This is a genomic window from Paenibacillus sp. FSL R5-0475 (assembly GCF_038004585.1).
Taxonomy (GTDB): Bacteria; Bacillota; Bacilli; order Paenibacillales; family Paenibacillaceae; genus Paenibacillus_AQ.
Window position 1 is genome coordinate 38,908 of record NZ_JBBORK010000001.1, and the last position, 22,501, is coordinate 61,408.

Consider the following 22,501-nt stretch of genomic DNA (forward strand, 5'->3'; position numbering starts at 1 on the left):
TTCGAATCATTAAAGAAAGAGCATTTCGAGAAGGAACATAAGCTTACCCTTGGTATTATTGCAGATTGCATACGTTTGGGTCGCATTTGATTTTAATCCACATATTTGATAGCTTATAACCCACGTCGAAGAGGACATCATTCAATGATGTCCTCTTCATGGTCCATATGCTATTAAATGAAAGAATAGTATCCTAGAACAGGACAGTTCGTAGCTTTTGCGGTTTTAAAGGCTTCATCTACGTTATTCGAATCATTTAGCAGAAGGGAATAACGATATTGATGGAATCCGCCTAAATCTACTTTGAAATTGGTTTCCCAGAAATTGTTCATTACCCATGCATATACATCATCAATATTGTTGACACCTTCTTCACCACATAATTTGATCTCATGTGATTTGATATCTCCCATTGCAATAAGAGGTGTATCAGGTGTCGCGATGATTAGAGAGCTGTTCGATGACTGATAGCACATGCCATCTTGCAAGGCATAGAAATCCGTACATGTTCCAGGTAATTGGTCTATTCTTGGACGGAAGATCGTACCCGTTTTTTCAACCCAAAATTCTTCATTGTCATAGCCTGTTGTGAACGGCAATGCCAAATACAAGTTTTCCGGTTCCCACACACTTGTTTTATGGAAGCGGAAATCGACATCAATTCGAGGAATCTCTTTGTATGCAGTTAGGATAAGAGAGCTGGCATTGGTGCCTTGCAGCTGGTAACCGAGCTCAACACGAGAATAAAGTGGTCCATCTTCCAACACAGTGGCAGATAGGAGTTTTCCAATATCCCTTTGCGTATGCACGGCTTTGCGGTTTCGTCCCATCAGACGTCTTTCCTCGTACTGGGTTGTTTTCACAGGTGTTACTTCATAAATTGGAGTAAATGCGTTAAACTTGCTGGTTGGTTTGATTAGCTCCTTATCATTGATATTGTCATAGATCGAAGTGATGCCTTGTCCTTCTTCATATTGAATACGAAAGAACTTGTTATCCAGTTTATAAGGAGTTACAACTGAGCCCGTCTGAAGTGTTTCGGCAAATGTTGATGCCAAATCGTTTACACCCTCGACGGCTACCTTGGCACAATTACCTGCTGATATTAAAGGAGGTGCGGCAATGTCCCTGATCACGTAGCTTTTCTTTTGCTTAGCATCCAGCTTCACTAGGATATTGACTTTGTATCCACGAGCATAATGTCCGATTTGATGAGGTACAACTAGTCCAGTATCCTTCTCCAGTATCTCAAAATGCCTGTGTCCAAATAAAGATTCCAAACTAACATTTAGGACATCTATTACAGGGAAGTCATGTGGATTAATAGTTCCAAAAGTCAGTTGCTTATGAACTGAGATAGAAGTTTCACCGTGGAAATAAGTTATTTTGTTGATAGCTCTTGATGCAGATTCATTGGCTTTGAGCGCAAATAAGCTTTTCCTTAAATCGAGTTTATTGACATTCGGATGCCATGGCTCAACGATGGATGATGAATACCCCCAAGTGTGCTCAGCATAGAACATTAAATTATATTCGGTGCTGTCGAATACTTCTTTGCCAATAATTTTCCCATCCGGATCCAGCTGACGTGCAGCGTACAGCTTTCTGCTCGCTTCGCGATAATGCTGGACGATATTTGGTGTAGAGCCTACGCCATCAGCCCACCAATCTGTCCAATCGCCAGAATAGGTTGGAATTTCAACTTTAGCTTGGTTTAGAATATCAAAAAATTCATCCAGTGTTACCATCTGAAGCTCAATTTCCTGACCGTGTATCGCATTGTATTCATGAATGAATTCGATGATTTTGGCACTTGCAGGTGAGTTATCTCTCATTACTCCTGAGATACTGACAGGTACGAAATCATAAGGATGCTGCTGCTCTTTTAGCACTCTTACATAGGATTCGATTCTTTTTTCAGCCATATCGAAACTACTCAAGTGTTCATGCATTAGACCATCATGAATCGTATACTCATAATCATATTCGTTACAAACCAGTTCATTGCCGATCAGGTAATGCTCTCCATTCCATACAAGCAACTTATTCCCCTTTGGCGACTGCCAGTAGAAAGGCATTTGCTTCTTGAATAAAGGGTGGTAGCCATGATGCGTATGAATGCAGGACATTAAGTTTCGGATCCCATTCTCATATAGCGCGTCAGCATATCCCCAGCCATAGCCGTTAATATCAGCGGTCATGGCAGAAGCCATTTGAATCGAGTAACGCTCCATACTTTTTACACTGCGAGCGATTGTATTGTTTAGAACGGTATAATCAACTAATTCTGTCATGTTGAGATAGTTGCCGGATAGTCCGATCTCACCCGATTTGACATATTTAATAAAATCATCGATATAGGATTGATCAGCGGTTTCGAGGAATTTCTCTACGCACCAGAAGCTTTCACAATTCCATTTGAAGCCTTCCCACTTGGTTTCCCCCGCATGAATGGCATTTAGAATATCAATGACTTCTTTAATATAATAAATATGATGCAGTTCTATTTTTTCTTGATAATCGGTATAGCCTATATCTGTGTGATTGTGATGAATCAAATACAAGGTGAATTTTTGTTGTGACATTTGATAACCTCCACCATAAAATTTGTTGAAACAAATCATTTGTAATTACACATGTGTGGGAGGAGATACAAAGGAAGTGGGGAGTGTTACACCCTACTTCCTTTTGTTTAAATGTTTCTTCTAGGTATAAACATATATTCGAACACAAATTCTTTCTCAGTCAAACGATATTGTTCCAGTGTGTAGGGACCACAGCTTCCAGAGCCGACTCCCGTCATCGCATAGTCAATGTTCCAGACAGTGCAGCCGCTTTTTTGCAGTTCGAAATGATGTTTTTTGGCAGCCAGTTCTTCTCGGGTATACTCCGAGGTGCAGAAGCTGAAAGGCTTTGTGCTGTAAGCCTTAAGTGTTGTAATCGCATTTGAGAGTGTACATTCTTCTGTGTCATAGTGCGAGCCGTTCTCCTGCGGATAAATATAGTTTTCAAAAAGCTCAGGCACGGTTGCACTAAACATACTTTTATAACTACCAGCGTGTTTGTCGCTGTAGCTCTCTTGCGGGCCATAGCCGAAATAGGTGCAGTTTTGAAAATCCTCGGTCAGAAAATACCGCATGCCAAAGCGAGGGAGATAGGCTAGGTCCTGACGGACGGATACTTGCAGTGACACTTCTATAGCTCCACTTCCATACACATTATAAACTGCTTGAATATTGCAGAAAGGAGCAGCACGATCTGCTACAAGCGATAGAGGGCAGGTAATAGTAACACAAGTATTAGATTGTTCTACCGATGTTTCGTAAGTATAGGTATAAGCCGCATCCAGTCGTAGGTTTTTCCAAGAATGTTTGATGCTGTAATTGGAAATCCCAGCCTCACCCATATCGTTATCCGTAGGGGCGCGATAAATATCAAACTCAGCCGGTCTCACAAAACACTCGATGCCGTCTATCTTACACGAATCAAACGTGCCCAATGCAGTATTAAAATGATAAGAGAATGTCTCACCATAAACTAACCATCCGGTAGGGGTCTGCTTAGCCGTTACGTCAGAGTGCGACACAGGCAAGAACACTCTCGTGTCTTCTGTGGAAAGATCAAACTGATCAAATCCAAGTGACGTACCGACCGGGATGAGCAGATGCTCGGCTTTTTGCAAATATTCGAATTTCAGATAAACACGTGCTCCGTCTACTGGAGGTAGCGAAAGCGATAATGGTACTTTTGCATGCGGGGCAAGGTTGAAATTAGCAATGCTACCTTCTGCAATTTTAGTACCGTTTTGCTCCAGCGACCAGATGATGGTAATAGCATCGGAGAGGTCTGCAAAGTCCAGCTTGTTTTGTGCAGAGAATGTATTTCCTGCTCTTGTTATATGAACAGGACGGGCACAATTTTTCAGCTCCAGCAAGCCGGTGTGCGGCGTGCGATCGGGATAAACGAGTCCGTCTACACAGAAGTTGCCATCATGCAGCACTTCGCCAAAGTCCCCGCCATATAGATACTGTGCATTGCCACTTGCATCATACTGTAGAATGGCATGATCACACCATTCCCACACAAAGCCTCCGGCAAAGCCATCATAACGATAGAACAAATCATAGTATTCGGATAGACTGCCGGGACCATTGCCCATTGCATGGGCAAACTCACACAAGATCAATGGCTTTTTGCACTCCTGAGCCAGCTTTTCTGTATATTCTAGATCAGGGTACATATAGCTTTCTACATCCAGAATATCAAAGTTGTATTTTCCCTGGTCCTCAGGCATAAAGTTTTTTGATTCATAATGAACCAGACGTGAGTTGTCTAGCTTTCGCACAGCATCAACAGCAGCTAGCGTATTGACACCTAATCCACTCTCGTTGCCAAGTGACCAGATTACTACACAAGGGCGGTTGATGTCGCGAGTGACTAGACGTTGCACACGATCTACAATAGCCGTTTCAAACCGCGGATCGTGATGGATAAGCGCATACCAGTCATTATCGCGATCGCCATGACTTGTCCATGCGCCATGTGTTTCCATGTCGCCCTCGTCAATCACATAAAAGCCGTATTCATCGCATAAATGATAAAATTCCGGGGCATTTGGATAATGCGATGTGCGAATAGCATTGATGTTGTGCTGCTTCATCAACTGCAAATCCATTACCATTTGTTCGCGCGAAGCCACATAGCCGGTATCAGGATAGCTGTCGTGACGGTTTACACCTTTGAACTTGATCGGCTGATCGTTGACAAGCAGCACATTACCCTGAGAAGATATCGTGCGAATTCCGATCGTGTCTACAATTCGCTCCTGTAAGGTCTCAAGAACCATCTGATATAAATATGGCTGCTCGGCATTCCAAAGCACAGGTTTTTCTATAGTCAGGCTAAGCGTCTCGTCGCATGTTTCGCCCTGTGCCACTACCCTGCCCTCGGCGTCCAGGATTTTGACGGATTTAACAAGCGTCGTGCCGAAATCATCAAACTTGAATGATACCGTGGCACTTTCATATTGTAAGGACGTTTGTACAACATAATGGCTTACATGATGTTGCGGGCGTTGCAGTAGATATACATCGCGGAAAATGCCCGACATGCGGAATTTATCCTGCGCTTCCAGATAGGTTCCGTCGCACCATTTTAAAACCATAACGGCGATTTCATTCTCACCATCTTGCAAAAAAGGAGTTAAATCATATTCCGCAGTGGAATGTGAGACCTGACTGTAGCCTATAAATTCGCCGTTGAGAAATACATAATGACAGGAATCCACACCTTCAAAATTCAAATAAAACTGCATTTCCTCTGTAAGCTCCACGGAGAAGGTGCGTTTATAAACACCGCAGGGGTTCTCTTTTGGCGCAAAGGGTGGATTATACGGTATCGGATAATCAATGTTGACATACTGATGCTTGTCATATCCGTACATTTGCCAGTTGGACGGAACCGGGAGAACGTTGTCGGAAACACCCTCCAGAGAAGCTTCCGCAAAGGAAGGATAATACGTAAACTTCCAGCTTCCGTTCAAGAGCAATACACGGTCATTATTTTCTTTGGATGTGGTATTTTTGGTGGGTGCACATGGAATGTAATAAGCCCGATCTGGCATCGTGTTCATACGAACGATATTTAAATTCTGGTGATAATTATAATTCATACTATCTCTCCATTATCGTTTGATTTATAAAGTGACAGGATAAAATTGATCGCTTTCGGAAAACGTTTTGGCTTGTAGACATACAAGGGCGCTACGAATCCCGTCTTTTAGTGGAGCAACGGATTCGGTGGTTCTGCCCTGCATCAGGTGTACAAAATTCCGCATGAGTACAATATCACCGCCGCCATGACGCGAGCCTTGATCATCGAGACGCACAGTGGTTACTTTATTACTCATGTGATCAAATACTTTAATTTCATTGGTAGCGAAATCGAATTCCACGGTGCCCTTATAGCCATATAACCTAGCCCCTCGGCGCGCAGCCCCTTTGCGGGCAAAGAAGTTCTGCGAATACATGACGTGCATGCCGCTTTCGTATTTCACAATCATGCTACCGGAGTCTTCGTTACCGGTGTCTACCGCAAAGCCGCAATAGTCGTTACGCGGAATGTCATTCCGCACATGAGTGATATTGTAAGTGCTGTCCATACAGGTTTCCCATTTGTCACATTCGCTGCAGCGAAGGCCGGCAGGCATGTCGCCTTTATAAATTTGTTTGGATTTCATGGCACAAACGTTCACGGGTTCTTCACCGAGCAGATAGTTGATGACATCGATATCATGCGTTGCTTTTTGCAGGAAAAGCCCCTTAGATGCGGATTCATCTCGATACCAGTCGTGGAAATAAACAAATCCATAGGGAACATCGTTGAAGGCCTGTACATGCTCCACCTTGCCAATCGTACCGGCATCCAGAATACGCTTGACCTCCTGCACCAGCGGTGTAACGCGTAACGGGAAGGAAACAACTGTGGGAGCCGTTGCTTTCGCTTCGCAATCGGCTAATATTCTCAGGTCCTCCATCGTAGTTGCCACCGGTTTTTCCAAAAACAGCGGCAAATTGCGATCCAACACCTTTTTGGCGAAATAGGTATGCGTGTTGCAGTTCGTACCTACGATCACGCCATCCAGTTTTTCGTTATCCAGCATTTCGTCCGCATCCGTATAAAATGTAATGGTATCCGGATTCATCTCACAGCTGCGCAAAAGTCCGTCGATTTTATCGATTCCCATTTGGTGCATCGATTCTTTGGAGCCGTCTTTCTTCATTAAAGCCTGCACGCGATCATGGTTGGGGTCTGCTACTGCCTTGATCTGGACTTCATAAGGTAGCGCGAACAAATCATCCATCAGCATGTCGATCCGCACGCCGTATCCAATAACACCAATATTCAACAAAGGGAGGACCTCCTATTATTTTTTTAGTTCAATTTGTTTATGCTCACCAGCGGAAATATTCACCGTTTTCATTTGAGCAAAGTAATTATGCGTTAAGCGCCGAGCGTATGTGCATTCATCCGCAAGCAGCGTAACCATCGTGCTGTACGCTGTAGGATTATACAATTCCAGGTGTATGGAATCCTGATCCCACTGTGTAACATAGCATTCGACATGGTCGAATACCTGAACAGTGCGGCTGGTAAAATCCACATAGACCCCGGGTACTTCCACAAACGTAAGCAGCATGGAAACTTCCGGCCAGTTGGAGCCATAGAGGAATTCACCAACGGTTTCCTTGCCTTCCCAATCACTTGTTTGCACACGTTCATTCATATAGCCTGGAGGCAAATATTTCTTTTCGAGGGTAAACTCCAGATCTTCCGCCAGAGATACATACTGCGGTAAACTGTGTGCAATGGCATGTAGATCCTGCAGATATTTTGCATTGCCAGTAAAACGAAACAGCTTGAGAAGACTGTTGCCTGAAAGTGTACAAATCCCAGGAGCAGAATGCTTGTTCTGCGCGTTGGCAAATACCGTACCGCTACTATGCACACCACGCTTTGCAGCTGTACTATGTGCAGGGAACACAAAGTCATAGCTCATGACCCATGTCATGGCAATTTCACTGGTATATTCCGCATAGGATAGCCAGATGCTCTTTCGGGTCGTTTCATAGAGCTGGACATAGCTTTCCAGCATGGCGAAGGCCGCTTCGCTGTCCGGTGCTTGACAGATTTCTCCTGGACAGCCGTTCAGCATGCCTTTTTCTAAATAGTTATTGTAATAATACTCACCGAGCTGTTCGGCGACATCGAGATATTCCGCAGACTGAAAATATTCACTTGCCAGTGCCAACGCGCCTACAGCCATACACGCTCCGGCAGAATTGCCTATTACTATTTCTTCTGTAGCCATATCAATGAACTGTCCGAGCTGCCCGTATTTTCGGAACAACCGTACAAATGCATCGCAAAGAGCCTTTACGGGTTGCTCAAACTCGATGGTGGAGTGGTGATTCTCCGAAAGCCACAATAGTTGCTTCATTACGAAATAGAGCAAATCTGCGTTTTTTCGAACTAACAGAATCGAATCGCTTTTACTGTCACCACCGTCACTATAGAACTTTCCGTGTGCATACATGCCATACACCCAGCCATTGGAATGCTGTAAGCGTGAAAAGATGAAGCGGAGAGTTGAAATCGCGCGCTGCCGAGCTTCAGAATTATCTTCCAATAAAAATGGATAGTTGTTCATACCTCCGCCGATCCAGCCCGCTTGCCAACACTGCTGAGGTATATTCCAGTCGGTCCCTACAGAGTAATATCCTTCTTCTGTAAAGTTTTCTCTTTGGTACTTTTCTTTGATACTGGTATATGCTTTATATAATGGCACACTATAAAAGTTCTTTGAGGTTTCTAAAGTTGTTTTGGTACTGTTTACCTGCTGAAAAAAGTCATGCAATGTTATTTGCTGCCAATGATAAATACAAGCAGTCAGCGTGAGTAGATCTCCTTGCTTAAAAAATGCACCTGTATCTTGCGAAGGAGCTGTGACGTCTGGGCGAAAGCCTAGACCATCATTTTGATCACCAAAAAAATATTGTTCAGCTTCACGCACGCCCGGGACAGAAAGCGTAAAAGTAGCTTGATAGTCGATTTGATTTTCATTTACTGTAAAGCCTGTATAAAAATTGTCACTCTGATGTTTTCCCAGAAGAATAGAACCGGATTGATCATTGAAATCATAGAACCCGCATAAGGGCGAAGTCATATCACCAGAGAGCAAAGAAATTTGCGACTGCATCTTCTCAATATCCAGATGCGGAATGCTGGTAATAACTTCTGCATCCGCAAAATGACTATTATATGGAGGTTCATAATAAGGCGGATAGGGAAGAGGCAAGCTTGTAAAGCGGTTACCATTATAAACTGCACCTGGCATCAACACATAGTTGCCTTTTTCCCATTGTCCGGCCTCCATCGAAAGTGAAAAATTCATCGGAACTGTTGTATCTTCGTGAAAAGACAAGGTAATATCCAAACGTTGGCCATGCGGCAGGGTATGCGTTGTAATCGAAGCACTGCAAGGGTAGCGGGAAAAAGTATGTTGACTGTTTTCTAGATTCACGGAAACTTTCTCACAGTCTAGTACTTCACTGCCGTTAAAAGTTTTACACATAAGAGAATAACGCATAGTGGGTTCCTTTCTATTTTCACTTATTAAATAGAAATCCGGTGTAAAATATTGCATACACCGGATTTCATAAAGGAGTGTGAGATTATTTGTTTGTTCTCCAGGCGTCATATTGAGCCTGCTTTTCTTTGATGATGTCGTCCACACCTGCAGCTTTCAGGCGCTTGAGGAATTCTGGCAATACTTTAGCAGGGTCAACTGAACCGGAGCTTAGTGCCGGAATCATTTCGGTGGTAACAGCAGAGCAGTTTGCAAGCTGAGTTTTTACAGGTGTCGAATCGAAGACGAAGCCCGTTACTGGTGAAATTTCTGCTGTTTTGTCAGCTTCATAGATGATTTTTTGAGTCTCTCTTTGAATCTCACCATCTTTGTTCTTGTCATAGTTAGTACGGTTGAAGTTAGGGCTGTAAGATTGACCAATTTGCCATTCGTTAAAGTTGAAATTGTATTTGCCTTCAACCATAGTAAACTTGCCATTTTCGTCGTAATTGTAGTCAACGCCCTCTTCACCAAGCGTAATCAGTTTGTACAGATCATCGTTGGTGTTGAGCAGTTCAACTAACTGTAAAGCTTTTTCAATATGTTTGGATTCGGAATTGATTGCAATAGCAGCAGTAGAAGCTGCGCCCGCAGGAATCATCGTGCGAGAGGTAGAAACGGTAACTGCAGGAGCATTACCTGCGCTTTTAGTCATAGACATATTGCTGGCATCAGGATTACCAGGATATTCAATGCCGTCAGGCCAGCTGCCAGTTTTCTCAGCGACAAATTTAGCTGCTTTACGATCAGGAGAAGTATCTTTTACTGTTGCGCCATCCTTGCGAACATAACCTTTGAGGAACCAGTCACGCATAATTTCAGTGTACTTCGCAAAATCTTCCGTCTCAAACTGGTTGATGACTTTGTCTTGATTGTCAAGGTTAATCCAGCCAGGGATGCTAGTATCACCCACGGCTTCCATGTTCCATAACAGCGGATTGCTGGCAAACAAGCTTTCAATGGAACTGGTCTCAAACCCGATCATTTCTCGGTGTTTTGCCAGAGCATCGCCAAGGAAAGGCCCTATCTTATCAAGTGCATCAATTGCAGTCTTGTCTTTCAAGGCTTTCCAGTCAAAACCGGTTTCATCTACAAGATCAGAACGGAATTTAAAGCCATCTCGTTTGGCAGTGCCCCACTGTTGATAGTTCACGAGTCCATAGATCTTGCCATTTACTTTAACGCCTTCCCACAGTCCTTCAGGGATACGGGAATAAGTTTCAGGCGCATATTTAGGGAGGAGGTCAGTCAGATCAGCATAAGCACCTTTGGTTGCGTTTTCAAAGAAGTTAATGCCACCCCAGTTTGCAGTGAAGCTGAGATCCCAATCGTCGCCGGAATTGATCATCAGATTCATTTTCTCGGCATATGTGCTGCTGTCTACAAGAATTAGATCCAGTTTTGCATTGATTTCTTTGCCAATGATTTCGTTCGCCTTCTTCATGACGCGGTCAAAGTCATTGACAGGGCTGTTCATCATGTAGAATTTGAGCTCAACCAACTTTTCATCAGCTGGAGCAGAAGCCGAAGCAGAATCCGGAGCAGAATCGTCGGTAGAGCCTGCTTCTTTCTGCCCGCAGCCGGTCAGCATCATGGTAAATACCATCGTTACAGACAACAGAATTGCGGAAAATCTTTTCATTGTAGTTCCCCCTAATTTTTATTTAATTTCCCGGTGTTTTACCGGTAAAACTACTCTTTTACAGCGCCTATTGTCAAGCCTTTTTCAAAGTACTTTTGCAGTAAAGGATACAGCAAAATAATAGGGCCGATGGCGAGTACGCAAGTTGCCATGCGCGCGCCTTCACTAGGCAGCATTCCAATAGCAGCCTCCATTGACTGTGAAGCTTGTGCGTTCGACTGCAAATATCCAATGTTGTTCATCAAAGATTGCAGCAGATATTGTAGGGGGCGTAGATTTTGTGATTCAATATACAATGATGCGGTCATCCAGTCATTCCAGTAGGCAATGGCTACAAACAAACCGATGGTTGCAAGCGACGGTTTGGAAAGCGGTAATGCAATCCGGAAAAAAGTACGGATTTCACCCGAGCCATCGATACGCGCTGATTCGATTAATGAATCTGGAATCGTACGGAAGAAATTTTTCATAATCAGTATGTTAACCGTCGACACCAGATAGACGATAATCAGCACCCAGATGGTGTCCTTCAAATGCAGGATGCGCGTCAGCAAAATGTACTGCGGAACAAGACCGCCGTTGAACAAAACCGGAAGATACACAAAGAAAGTGAGCGCTTTGCGATGAGTCACTTCGGGACGTGTCAGTGAATACGACAGCATGGAAGTAATCAGCAGATGTAATAGTGTGCCGACAACCGTCACAAAAATCGTAACGGCATATGCATTTAGAATAGAGCCTGCTCCACTGAATACATACTGGTAAGCTGCTGTGCTGAACTCTTTGGGCCAGAAGCGATATCCGTCAAGCATCAACGATCGCTCGTCCGTAAACGATATGGATACAACCAAAATCAGCGGAAGGATGCAGGCTAGGCTCATGGCAATAAACGTAAGATGAATCACTAATTTCGAAAAATGTAGTTTTCTCAGAAGCATGTATTTTCCTCCCAATTAGAAACGGATTTAAGACTTTTTTCAAAGACAGTATTCCGTTTCTGCAGATCGATCAGAAAGTGCAATTTTCATCCTTTCGGATCGATTAAAATAGTGCGCTATCGGGATCCTTCTTTTTAATGATGTAATTCGAGATCAACACAAGGAAGAAACCAACTACCGCTTGATATAAACCAATTGCCGACGCCATGCCGTAGTCATTGACCTTTTTCAGCGAGCGGAATACAAGTGTGTCGATAACGTCTGTTGCTGAGTAAAGAGCACCCGCATCATTTGGAAGCGTGTAGAATCCGTTCCAGTCACCCAGACCGCCATTGAACAATTTCCCAACCCATAGCAGTGAAAGAACAATGATGGTTGGTTGTAAAAGCGGCAATGTAATATGTTTAATACGTTGCCACTTCGAAGCACCGTCCAGTTGCGCAGCTTCATAGTAGTCGGTATTAATCCCGGCAATCGCCGCTACATACAGCACCGAATAGTAACCGACGTTCTTCCATATATAAGCAATTGGCAAAATGTATCGCCAGTAGGACGGCTCACTGTACCAGTAAATGGTCTCTCCACCGTTTTCGCTAATCATGCTATTGACAATACCACGGTCAACACTTAGTAGGCTGAAGAGAATGAACTGGATGACAATCCATGAGAGGAAGGTCGGCAGCAATATCGATCCCTTATAGGTAGCAGATACAAATTTGTGTTTTACTTCATTTAATAGAATAGCCAGTGCCAATGCGCAAAGCGTAACGGCAACTGCTTGTATTACATTGTAAAAAAGTGTATTGAAGGTAACGCTTCTCGCTGCGTCGGATTTAAAGAAAAACTCAAAGTTTTTGAATAGCGGGTCCATCCATGGACTTCCGAGAATACCATCGCGTGCATTGTAATCTTTGAAGGCAATGATAACGCCGACCATCGGGATGTAAAATAAGATCGCAACAAAAATTAATCCAGGTGCCATCATTAAATAGAAAGGTGTCTGACGGCGCATGCTGCGCAATGTTCTGCGAGGCTTACCCGTGCGATTCGGAATTGCATTTGTAATCGTCTTCATTGTTTCACCCCCTTTCTCTGCATTGGTTGTACGTCTGCTATTACTGTAGCTAAGAGGGGGGGGGAGCTTCAACAAACAAATATGTTGTTCTTTTTGTTTTTCAACACTGTGTATCTCTAAAAAACAACGATTTCTACAAAGAGTTATAAATCGTTGAGGTATAATTAATTTATCACTATAATAATAATCAATATATTCTTAGGAAGCTGTCACTTGGAGGTCTTAATGAAGCTCTCAAATAAAACACAAAAAGGTAGAACGAGCTTTTTACGCAAATCTTTTTTCTCTTTTTTGATTATCTCGATTATCATCACTGTTTTACTTACGACTTTTTTGACATTTAATTATTTACGTACTACGATTTCATTAATTAACGGCTATAACGAAAAACTGATTGCTCAATCCAATTACAGTATCACCTATCTCGACGAGACCGCCAAAAAATTTGGAAATGCTCTATACACCGACAAAGATATCATCGCCTATTTAAACATGGATGAGAATGATGTGCGTGTTGCAATTGCAGCAAGCAGGGTAATTGACAAACACTTTCTGACACTGAACGACATCGATAGCGTGTATCTTTACAATACGGGGTTGGATTTGTACTACTCCTCACGCAGCGGTGAACTTAAGTCATCGTCTGCATTTTCAGATCAGGCCATTGCAAAGTTGTTAACGGACAAAAAATTTGTAAAAGAGTACCGTGGTCGACCCATTGTGGCATCTGTTGATGAAGCAACACAACCGGCAAATGTGTGTTCATATATATTATTTGAACCAGGGAATACGGAATCTGGCCTAAAAAATGCTATCGTTGTCAACATTCGAACGAAAGCGCTTACGAACTCTATCCAAGCGATTAACAATAGTGATTCAGTTCCTGAAACGTCTTTTTTTGTGGTTTCGAACGGTTCTATTTTAAGCATGGTCCTCTCACCGGATTTTGCCCATGACATGAGTGAAGTGCGGACATTAGGCCGGAAAGCTCAGGAACTGGACGGCAACATGAATCAGGTGCAAAAAATTGACGGAATCAGTTATCTTGTTTCGAGCAGTAAAAGTAATGCAAACAACTGGTACATCATGGGAGTTACACCCTTCAAAAAAATTTTCAAGGATGTTATCACTGCATCAATCGTGTCTGCAGGGATCGTAGCAGCTGTATTTATTTTTTGTGCAGTCATTTGCCTGTTCTTGGCACGTAGACTGAACAATCCTATTCAAGCCATTACGAAAATCATAAATGGGGAAGCACCTGAAAAAAGCAATCCACTCGTGTCCGACACGGAAGAATTTCAAGTTATTCTATCGGTATTTGAATCGATGAAGGAGCAAAATTTGCAGCTTGATAAACTCATGCGCGAAACCGGCTATGCTGCCAAACAAGATTTACTAAATTCCCTATTAAGTGAAAGTTCAACGTATTCGATGAATACTATTCTGGACAAGCTTCATGATCTGGACTTGGATTATATCGCCTCCAATCAGCTGTGTATGTGTCTATTCAAAATAGATAATTACAGTGTATTTAGGTCAGAAAATAGTCAAGAAGAGCGTTGGGCATTGCGTTATGCTATTGTGAATATTGCATCAGAAATAGCGGAGGAAATTCCGTGTGAAATATTTAGTTGTGATTCTGATAAATTTGTAGTACTAGTTGATTGTGCAGAAGTAACGCAATTTAAGTTGGTGCAGGAAAAAATAGAGCGATATTTACGCGAAGTACAAAATAAAACGCAACAATTTATTCGTATATCTTTATCTATGACGTACAGCACCTTGTTTAAGGGGATGGAACATTTACCCAGCATGTATAACAGTATGAAGGGTTCGATTCAACTCAAGATCCGTTATGGACATGGATGCATTATTTCTCCTTATATGATGGATGAAATCAATATGGATGATTTCCATGTACCTGTGAAGAAGGAAGAACAGCTGATCGAAAAAGTACTTGAAGGAAATATTGAAGATGCTGTCGTTATCTATCAATCTATCAAAAAGCAGCTGTATAAATGTTCTTACAATGAAATCATATCGTGCATTATACATTTGGTTTATTGCCTTTATTCTGGTGTACTTAGCAAAATACCTTCCGTAAAGGATAATCAAGATCTATTTTTGCAGGAGCTGTTGCACAATCTGCAAGATGCAGAAGTGAGCACGGATATTGATGATGTTATGAATACCTTTTTGACAAAGCTCTGTAGTAAGGTAGTGATGTTAAAAAACTCGTCAAACAATAACGATTATTTATTTCAGCGCATTATCGGAATTGTAGAACAGGAATATTCCGATACTGGCTTATGTTTAAGTTCAATTGCTGAAAAGTTGCGTATGTCTCCGAATTATGTAGGTCGATTGTTTAAAACGTCATACGGGCAGTCGATAGCACAATACATCTTTGATTTGCGAATGAAAAAGTTGGATGAATATATGCGAAGCACCAACCTGACCTTGTCGGTGATTATTGAGAAGATTGGCCTTGAAAGAAACAATTATTTTTATACTCGATTCAAGAAGCATTTTGGTATGTCTCTCAGCGAATACAGGCTGCATCTGGGACATGATGTTGATGATGATTGAATTCAGGCTTGTACAGCATAATTAAGTTTTTGATTATTGGCCCTTATCTCTTTCGTTGGAGACGTGGGCTTTTTTTGTTTGGACTGATCTTAGAGAAAATATTAAAAATATGAGGTACAGGGAGTATTATTCGTTTTGAAAAAGCAGAAAAACATCAAATAGTACATTTTTTGAGATTGCTGGCTAGAGAATAAGCCGGCTACAATGCAAGTAACTCAGCTGTATATTTTGTTGAATAGCTGAGTTGATTTATATCAAAAGAATGCAGCCTTTTAACAACCTAGGGGGGATTCATGAACAAGATTATTGTTGCAAAGAAGCACAGCTTGATACTTGGAAGTTAGGAAAATAAGTTGTAGTAGAAGTTTTTTTAACTTTTAAAAATGGAGGAGTCGCTAAGAAACATTTAAAAATGTCTGCGAGAAATAAATGTAAGCGCTTCACTAACTGTTGGTATTTTCCTAACTGGTTTTACAGGTCTGGCCTTTGCGGATAATGAACAAATTGAAGGGGAAAATGCACTATCTTGGGTACAACAGGTGTTTCTAGTTAAGTCGAAACATACGAGTACCATATAAAGAATTTATGAATGAAATGAAACATCGGGAGGAAATAGTATGCGTAAACGAATTATTCCTGCAATACTTACAGCAATACTATGTATAGTCATATTGCCTATCAATGTTTTTGCAGCTTCTACTAATCTAAAAGCAACTTATAATAAGGGCGTTGTTGCTATAGAGGGTAAAGGATATGAAGCAAGTAAGGATTATATGGTAAGAGTAGTTGATAAAGTAAATGACACCCTTAAAGTGATGGGGCAGGTTCAAGCAAATGTAAATGGTACCATTTCAGGTTCGATTACGACAGGTGCTTTGGAAAAGGTAGAAGAGCATATTGTATATGTGAATGGAATGAATGGAACATTGGTTTCATCAGCAACGTTGACTGGAAAGGTTGATCCAACACCAGATCCAAAACCAGATCCAACACCAACGCCGGTCCCAAATCCGGTTCCAAATCCGGTTCCAAATCCGAGCCAAGAGCCTACAATTAAAGATGGTTGCATCTCTTATGATCATGTAAAGCCTGATAAGGACGGAAATGTAAGTGTTGAAATTAAAGGTGACGATGTAGATTCGGCGATTAATAGTGCTGTAACAGATGAATTTGGAGTAAAGCAACTTACCATAAAAATAGGAACTACAGATAATGCGAAGCAAAATACGGTAACGATCCCTGTAGGGAAAATAGCAGCAAAGACTGGAAAGATAGATGTCACAATAAGCACTGGCTTTGGTGATATTGTATTAACCAATGACACGATTAAATCCTTAGCAAAAGATATCAATAGTAAAGTAGATGTTGTCATTAGATCAATGGACAAGAGTAGCCTTACACCCATTGCAAGCGAAACGATAGGTAATAGAGCAGGTATTCAAGTATCCATGTTACAAGAAGGCAAGCCTGTAAATGCGGACATTCAGATCGCCATTTCTTACAAGCCTGTAGGAAATGAAGCTACAGATTATGAATATATCGTCGTATATCAAGTAGCTAAGGATGGCAGCTTGACCATCATTTTAAACGGCAGATATAACAAAGAAACAGGCAAAGTTACTGTAAATGGCATGACAAATGGAACCTATGCGATAGGTTTTGTAAAGAAAACGTTTGAAGACACCGCCAAGTATAAATGGGCAGAAAACCAGATATCTGTACTAGCTTCCAAAAACATCATAAGAGGAACAAGTGAAACAACCTATTCTCCTCAAAAAAATATTACGAGAGCAGACTTCCTGAAGCTGCTAGTAAATACATTAGGACTTAAAACAGATATCAATGGAAGCTTTGATGATATCGCAGCAAATGCTCATTACTATAACGAAGTCGCTATAGCCAAAGCACTAGGTATAACATCTGGTTTAGGAAACAATAAATTTGAACCAAGTGCGCAAATTAGTAGACAAGACATGATGGTAATGGTAGAGAAAGCACTTCAAATTGCAGGTAAATCAGGTGTAGAAGGAAGCAATGTGGATCTTAAGAGATTTAATGATGCGGACAAAATTGCAAGTTATGCACGAAAAAGTGTAGCATCCTTAATTAATGAAGGAATTATTACAGGAGATGGCAGCAAGATCAATCCAACTGGCAAGACAACTAGAGCTGAGGCTGCCGTAATCTTGTATAAGTTGTATAACAGATAAGCTCTATTAACATCTCAAACTTTATAAAATGTAAATGAAGGGAATGATTATACAATTATGAATAAGAAAAAAATCTTTAGTTCCATGATTGCATTATGTATGATATCTACTTCATTATTTGTCCCTACTTTTAGCGTTAAAGCAGCAGAAGGAACAGAATATTCTCTTAACAGAATACAAGCGCAATTCTTTGTGTCACCAGATGGAAAAGATGAAAATAAAGGTTCATATGATAAGCCATTCGCAACTTTACAAGCCGCAAGAGATGCGGTTCGAAAAATTAATCAGGACATGACAGGTGATATTTACGTATTTATTTCAGAAGGTAAATATTATCTTGATGAAACGATTACTTTCAATGAAATCGACTCCGGTACGAATGGTCATAAGATCATCTATAGAAATTTAGATGATTTGGCTAGTGCTGAAATTATCGGTGGTAAGCGTGTTGATACAGATTGGAAATTAGTTGGAAAAACCGGTGCTGATGCTGACTTACCAGCTGCAGCAGCAGGTAAGGTTTACAAAACTAACGTTGGCACTGATGTGATTTTTGATACTCTTTATGTAAATGATAGACGTGCAACATTAGCACGTACTCAAAATTTAGATAAGTATAAAGACTTCCCTTCCGCTTTAACTCCATATATGAAAAGTGCAGGTGGCGGAATTGGTGACTTGATTTATTCAAATGGCGATCTTGATCAAGAGTCAATTGACGGAATCGTAAACGCCCAAGTGCGTGGAGACTTAGATGCCTCTGTTTATATGTGGGATGGCGGCTACTGGGATTGGATGACAGATACGATTCCAATTTCTGCAATTGATACTGCAAGTCGTAAGCTTACCTATAAAAGCGTTCCAGGAAAACCGGAAATGTACAGACCTAAATATAAGACAGGTACAAATGCAAGATATTTTGTACAAGGAAATTTAGGCTTCTTGGATGTTCCAGGTGAATATTATTTCAATAAAACGACTGGCGATTTGTATTATTATCCCGAAGGAAATATAAATGAAAATGAATTTATAATCCCTAAAGTCAAAGAAGTGATCCGTGTCGAAGGCTCAGATAAGGATCATATGGTTTCAAATATTGAATTCAGTGGCTTGCAATTGAAGGATACCAATACGACGGACTGGTATGCATATGGTTGGAACTGGGGAGATGCAGGAGCAGGTTTAGGTTTCTATCCTCCGGAGGCTAAAGGAAGCACACAACCATCCTATGCTGAGCAAGCTGAAAGAATAGAGTTCCAATACGGTGTGATTACACTTACGAACACTAAAAATATTAAGATTTCCAAAGCGCATATCAAAAATTCAGGCATGTTTGGAATTAATCTCTATTTGGCTAATCAAAACACAGTAATTGAGGATAGCCTTATTGAATATACAGGTCATGGAGGAATAAGTGTGGATGGCGGTTACCCTGGTATGGCTGGAGATAAAAACGGAGATGGCTATAGCAGAGATAATACGATAATGAACACGATTGTTCATGATATTGGTGAGCTCATTGGTCAGGCCTCAGGGATCACGATTCAGCAGTCAAGCTATAATACGGTATCTCATGTAGAGGTCTATAATTCACCAAGAAGAGGGATTTTTCTAACTGCCGGACATAGCCGTAACCCTAATGTATCTGCTCCAAATGGTGATAAAGATTTCAATATTATGACGGATATGTACACTCACCATAATAAAATTGAATATGTATATTTGCATGATGCTCAACAAGATGGTGGAGATGATGGAGCTTTCTTTGCATGTTATTTGTATAAGGGTTCAAATTACAAACCTAACTACTTAACCCAGGCTCTTATTGATAACACAGGTCCAAACCCTACAATGGCTGATCTTGGTCCTAACGACATAAACCTGGATATGGGAGCCTCAGGTATGGAATTAAGCAATGTTAAAGCAACTAATCCAATGAACTTTAATATTGAAGTGAATACAATTCTTCAGTATGGTGATGTCATAAAGTTTGATAATACGAATGTTAATTATGGGAAAATTGCAAATTATATTAAGGAATTTGACGACTCTAAGATGGAGTATGACAAAATTGGAGTAACATCGAATTATCCTCAGGAATATTTAACAGACAGAGATGTTATCACAGAGCCAGAATTTATTTATTTCAAAGAGAACTTTGAAAATGGACTAGATGATACGGCTTGGTCAACTCAAAATGGTCAGGCGAAAATTTCAACTGAATTCATGTCTGAAAGACCAATAAATGGTAAATCAAGTCTAGAATTGTTAGATAAAACTCAAGTGTACAAGAATTTCCCTGAAATGCTGAACAAAGTCGTTACGGTTAAGATGTTTGACAGACAAAATAATAATTTGGCAGCTTACGATTCAGGACATCAAAATTCGGCTCGGGTTTCATCCATTGCACGAGTAGATGATGGTGGCAATATTATCGGTATGGGTTTGGGCGATGAAACTGCAGATAAATATATCATCCAAATGGGTAGTCAAAAGGAAACGACTAACATCCCTAGAACATTTGGTTGGCACGAGTTGAAGTTTGACTATACATCCGATACGGATGTAAAGCTATATATTGATAACCAATTAGTTAAAACCTTACCTGCTTCCGGATTTGATTATATATCGCTTGGTTCTGATAATGGAACAGGACAAGCTTTCTACGATGAGCTTTATGTATTTGGAGGAAACGAAGCAACATTGCCAATCTCGCCATCCAATATTCCAGCACCTCCAGCATATGATGGTTCAGATGTTAATAAGCAACAACTTATGCTGGATTTTGAAAATGGAGAAGTTCCTGCTTTTGAGAAAGTAGGTGGTAAACCATCAGTAACAAGTGTTGTATATAATAATGGAAATAGTGGAAATCAAGTTTTAAAGGATGAGATTAGAGATGGAAATGATTTCTATGAATTGAATGCTCCTTGGAATAATTATCTGGTCAATATGAAATGGAAATTTGAAGGATGGGGGACAACGGATGTTCTTGGTGGTGTGTATGATAACTTTACGATTTATGTAATGGCATCCAATAAAGGTTTAACACCTGGTAAAGCACCATTATCCTATCAAGTAGTTTACAGAAGGAATAAAAATGGAACTGCTGGCTTTACAGCGGGGACACCTTATTTTGAAATATCGAAACATAGTGCCAGCTCAGATACATCATTAGGTAAAGTAGGGGTGCCAGAAGGATTTAATCCGAATGAGTGGCATAAATTGCAGATTCAAACCTTTGATGGGAAAGTTGGCTTTATTTTGGATGGACAAGAAATGCTTTCTGCTAATGATGGTCAGTATAAATCAGGTGGAGTTGGCTTTGGAGGAATCAATGCAAATGTTTACCTGGACGATATTGAGATCATATCCAATCCTAAATATGTAGATTATGCGGCTGATCTCGGACTAGGCAATGCGGTATTAACTGGGAATTTCAATCCTAATTACTATACTTATAATGCTGCTATAACTGACGCTGAGAAGCCTATTACAATCCAAAAACCTCATATCGTACTAGATGGTGCAGAGATTAAATTGCAGCTGAACGGTGAAGAAATTCCATTTGTAGATGGTATTGCATCTATTTCACCGGATCAATTAGTTAATGGTAAGAATGCTCTGATATTATCAGAAATCTCTTCAGCAGGGAGTAAAGACTATTTCATTTATATGAATAAGGACTATGAGATTACTTCCATAGAAGGTATAGAAGATAATGTATCAACAACTGTTGATCATGCTCCAAATTTACCAGCAGAGGTTACAGTTACTTTTGATAATGGTGATTCTCAGATTGCTAAAGTGAACTGGGATTCAGTAAATCCATCATTCTATAAAAATCCAGGTACATTTACAGTAAAAGGTCAGCTTGTAGATCTAAAAGGATCAGTTAGCGTAAAGGTAAAAGTAGATGGTATAACATCAATTGATAAGCTAGGTAATGTTACTACTCTTGCTGGTGTAGCACCAGAATTGGCGGTTAAAGTTAAGGCACAGTATCTAAACGACATGAGAGAGCTGCCACTTACTTTTGCACAATTGGATACTTCCTTATATGCACAAGAAGGAACCATTATTGCAGTTGGTACAGCAGAAGGATATGCAGGAGATATTTTGCAAGTAGTAGAGGTACAGGATAATAATGATCCTAAACCTATATTAACGGCAGGGCAAGTGACTCGTTTAAGTGAGACTACGGCTTCCGTTTCATTTACAACAAGTAAAGACGGACAATATTATTATAAAGTAGTTGAAAGTGGAGCTAAAATACCAGTAATTGATACTAGTAAGGCCGGTGCTCCATGTAAAAAAGGACTAGTGCTAATTAGTATAGAAGGCTTAAAAACCGTAACTGACAAAGATATTTATATTGTGGTTAAAAACGGAAATGTTGTGAGTGAAGTATTAAAGATGGAGATTCCTAAGTATACACCTGGTGTAGAAAGCGGATATACACTTGCAATGGGTAATGAGACTGCAGGTGGAGCTGGCTATACTCGTGATATTACGATCGGTGGAGACAAAGGTAATGATTTAACGGGTAAGTATCTGGTAGTTCAATTTACGGAAGGAACAGGCGTTAATGCGAAGGTATCCGTAGTTATGATCGCGCCACAAAAAAATAAAGTTACTATATCCTATCAGAAACAAGGTACTGAAATAGAGACTTGGTTAACAAGTGCAATGCCAAACTTGATAGGAGAGAACATTGGTGTTGAAGTATTTGCTTTTACAAAAAGCAACTAAGAATCGCTAGCTTACTGAACCCCTAGTTTGAAAATGTGAGAAATTACCAAACAGCCCCTTTTCCTGATGGAAACGGGGCTGTTTACATTTTAACCTGTGGAGATTTCT

At 40.8% G+C, this 22,501-nt stretch carries 10 protein-coding genes; 3 read left to right on the top strand and 7 right to left on the bottom strand.

Annotated features, from left to right (window positions below; translation table 11 throughout):
- Positions 1-173: 173 nt before the first annotated feature.
- The 7 genes from MKX41_RS00155 to MKX41_RS00185 form a co-directional block, all read right to left on the bottom strand.
- A complete protein-coding gene (locus tag MKX41_RS00155) occupies positions 174-2,585 on the bottom strand; it encodes a glycoside hydrolase family 38 N-terminal domain-containing protein (RefSeq protein WP_340968023.1) in 2,412 nt (803 codons plus the stop codon).
- A 107-nt stretch (positions 2,586-2,692) separates the two neighbouring features.
- Positions 2,693-5,671 carry a glycoside hydrolase family 2 TIM barrel-domain containing protein gene (locus MKX41_RS00160; RefSeq protein WP_340968024.1) on the bottom strand — a complete coding sequence of 993 codons (2,979 nt, stop codon included), beginning with the start codon at positions 5,669-5,671 and terminating at the stop codon, positions 2,693-2,695.
- A 24-nt stretch (positions 5,672-5,695) separates the two neighbouring features.
- Positions 5,696-6,910, bottom strand: a complete 1,215-nt coding sequence (locus tag MKX41_RS00165; RefSeq protein WP_340968025.1) for a Gfo/Idh/MocA family protein — start codon at positions 6,908-6,910, stop codon at positions 5,696-5,698.
- Positions 6,911-6,925: 15 nt separating this feature from the next.
- A complete protein-coding gene (locus MKX41_RS00170) occupies positions 6,926-9,082 on the bottom strand; it encodes a hypothetical protein (RefSeq protein WP_340968026.1) in 2,157 nt (718 codons plus the stop codon).
- A 151-nt stretch (positions 9,083-9,233) separates the two neighbouring features.
- Complete coding sequence (locus MKX41_RS00175; protein WP_340968027.1) at positions 9,234-10,829, bottom strand: ABC transporter substrate-binding protein; 1,596 nt, start codon at positions 10,827-10,829, stop codon at positions 9,234-9,236.
- 50 nt (positions 10,830-10,879) lie between these two features.
- Entirely contained in the window at positions 10,880-11,767 is an 888-nt protein-coding gene (locus MKX41_RS00180; RefSeq protein WP_340968029.1) for a carbohydrate ABC transporter permease, read from the bottom strand.
- A 103-nt stretch (positions 11,768-11,870) separates the two neighbouring features.
- A complete protein-coding gene (locus MKX41_RS00185) occupies positions 11,871-12,842 on the bottom strand; it encodes an ABC transporter permease (RefSeq protein WP_060625408.1) in 972 nt (323 codons plus the stop codon).
- A 225-nt stretch (positions 12,843-13,067) separates the two neighbouring features.
- On the opposite strand from MKX41_RS00185, the gene MKX41_RS00190 reads away from it, so the two are divergent.
- From MKX41_RS00190 to MKX41_RS00200, 3 genes are all read left to right on the top strand, one after another.
- Positions 13,068-15,431 carry an AraC family transcriptional regulator gene (locus MKX41_RS00190; RefSeq protein ID WP_340968032.1) on the top strand — a complete coding sequence of 788 codons (2,364 nt, stop codon included), beginning with the start codon at positions 13,068-13,070 and terminating at the stop codon, positions 15,429-15,431.
- Between the two features lie 617 nt (positions 15,432-16,048).
- Positions 16,049-17,641, top strand: coding sequence for an S-layer homology domain-containing protein (locus MKX41_RS00195; RefSeq protein WP_340968033.1), 1,593 nt, complete (start codon positions 16,049-16,051; stop codon positions 17,639-17,641).
- Positions 17,642-17,698: 57 nt separating this feature from the next.
- Positions 17,699-22,393, top strand: coding sequence for an Ig-like domain-containing protein (locus MKX41_RS00200; protein ID WP_340968034.1), 4,695 nt, complete (start codon positions 17,699-17,701; stop codon positions 22,391-22,393).
- Positions 22,394-22,501: the final 108 nt, after the last annotated feature.